Raw genomic sequence first — 2,063 nt, forward strand, 5'->3', positions numbered from 1 at the left:
GTGTATAGACCGGAGACATAGCTGACAGGTGTGCGGGGACATGGTTGACACTTCCGGGTATTAAAACGCCCGGTCCCGACCATGCCCTGGAACGCAAGAGACACCATGAGCCTCAGACAGGAATTTGTTCATCTGGCCAGTCAGGACACGCTGACGATGACCGAGTTGTGCCAGCGCTTTAACATCAGCCGGCAGACCGGCTACAAATGGCTCAGGCGCGGCGAGAACGCGCTGTCAGATCAATCCCGGCGCCCTGCCAGCAGTCCTTCGAAGACCCCCGCTGCCATGGAGCAGGAAGTGGTACGGTTGCGCCAGGCCCATCCGCGTTGGGGCGGCCGCAAGATCAGCCGGCGGCTGCGGGATCTGGGCTTTGAGGCGGTGCCGCAGTCCAGCACCGTGACCGACATCCTGCACCGGCACAACCTGATCCTGTCGGCCGATTCAGCGATGAGCGAACCCTGGAAGCGCTTTGAGCACGAGCAGCCCAACGTGCTCTGGCAGATGGATTTCAAGGGGCACTTTGATACCCTCGAACAGGGGCGTTGCAGTCCCCTGACGGTACTCGACGATCACTCGCGCTTCAGCATCCTGCTGCGCGCCTGTGGGCCAACCGACACCGCTACCGTGCGGGCGGGCTTACGGGAGGCGTTTGGGCACTACGGCCTGCCGTTGCGCATCAACACCGACAACGGCTCGCCATGGGGTTCACCGGGTAGCCCGGGGCAGCTCACTGAACTGGCCGTCTGGCTGATCCGGCTGGGTATCCGCATCAGCTACAGCCGGCCATACCACCCACAGACGAACGGCAAGGACGAGCGGTTTCACCGTACGCTGAAAGCCGAAGTACTGAACGAACGAAGCTTCGCCACCCAGGAGCACGTGCAACGCGAGCTGGACCGCTGGCGCACCATCTATAACTGCGAGCGCCCGCATGAGGCGATCGGCATGGACACGCCGGTCAGCCGTTACCGGCCCAGTCCCCGGGCCTATCCATCGATCCTGCAGGAGCCGGAGTACGGACCTGGCGACGTGGTGCTGCGGGTCAAGGCAAATGGCCAGTTACGCTTTGAGGGACGGCACCTGAAGGTCTCCAAGGCACTCTATGGATTGCCAGTCGCGGCTCGCGCAAAGCCGGGAGAAGACGGCGTATTTGTCCCCGGTCTATACACCGCCGCAAAGAGAAGTAAGCAAGAGAAAGCGGCTCAAACCAATCCTGCTAAGCGGGTCACGTGGCTTGGAGCGGGTAGTGGTGCATCTGGAATCTGTGTTCTCGCACATTCGACCTTAGTGACAAGGGCGTCATACTTCCGGCGGCGCTGCGCGCGCCGAAGGGTGCCTCTTAAAACCGCCCACTGCGTTTTGGCTCTTGTGGTTTGCCTGGTACGACGGCGTGATGCTGTATCTGCGCTGCGTCTCGGATGCGCTGGCATTTCGTTCCAAATGCAACCCGTACTTGCGCGTCGCGCGAGCGTGACGTGCATCTAGGTCCGCGGCTACGCGCGATGCTTGTCAATCCGCGTGTATTTCAGCGCCTCGCCGAAGCGAAACCGATGGCCCATCGCGCCCAAACGAAGCCCTTGATTTCCCATGCAGACCCATCCGCGACGCACGTAGTGCGGAGTGGGAGCTGATGAGTCCTTTGTCACTAGCGCAAGAACACACGAGGGCCCGGATTCCACTGAGCCACTAACCCTTCCAGGCAATGGCGCCCACTTAGCATGAGTGGTTTGAGCCGCTTTCTTTTGCCTACTTTTCTTTGCGGCAGGTGTATAGACCGGGGACATGATTGACATACGTGCGGGGACATCGTTGACACTTTATGGTCAGTGATTTTCGCTCCTCAGGTCAAGGGTGAGGATGCGATGATGGGCAAACCAGAATTCAAATACGCCGTCTTCTCCCGGCTTTGCGCGAGCCGCGACTGGCAATCCATAGAGTGCCTTGGAGACCTTCAGGTGCCGTCCCTCAAAGCGTAACTGGCCATTTGCCTTGACCCGCAGCACCACGTCGCCAGGTCCGTACTCCGGCTCCTGCAGGATCGATGGATAGGCCCGGGGACTGGG

General features: G+C 60.6%; 2 pseudogenes. One reads left to right on the forward strand and one right to left on the reverse strand.

Annotated elements, in window-relative coordinates:
• Positions 1-81: 81 nt before the first annotated feature.
• A pseudogene (locus tag HHL24_RS43210) lies at positions 82-1,152 on the forward strand (IS481 family transposase); the annotation flags it as partial.
• A gap of 671 nt (positions 1,153-1,823) precedes the next feature.
• On the opposite strand, the pseudogene HHL24_RS43215 reads toward HHL24_RS43210, so the two are convergent.
• A pseudogene (locus tag HHL24_RS43215) lies at positions 1,824-2,063 on the reverse strand (IS481 family transposase); the annotation flags it as partial.

The sequence above is a fragment of the Paraburkholderia polaris genome (assembly GCF_012927345.1).
GTDB classification, from domain to species: Bacteria; Pseudomonadota; Gammaproteobacteria; order Burkholderiales; family Burkholderiaceae; genus Paraburkholderia; species Paraburkholderia polaris.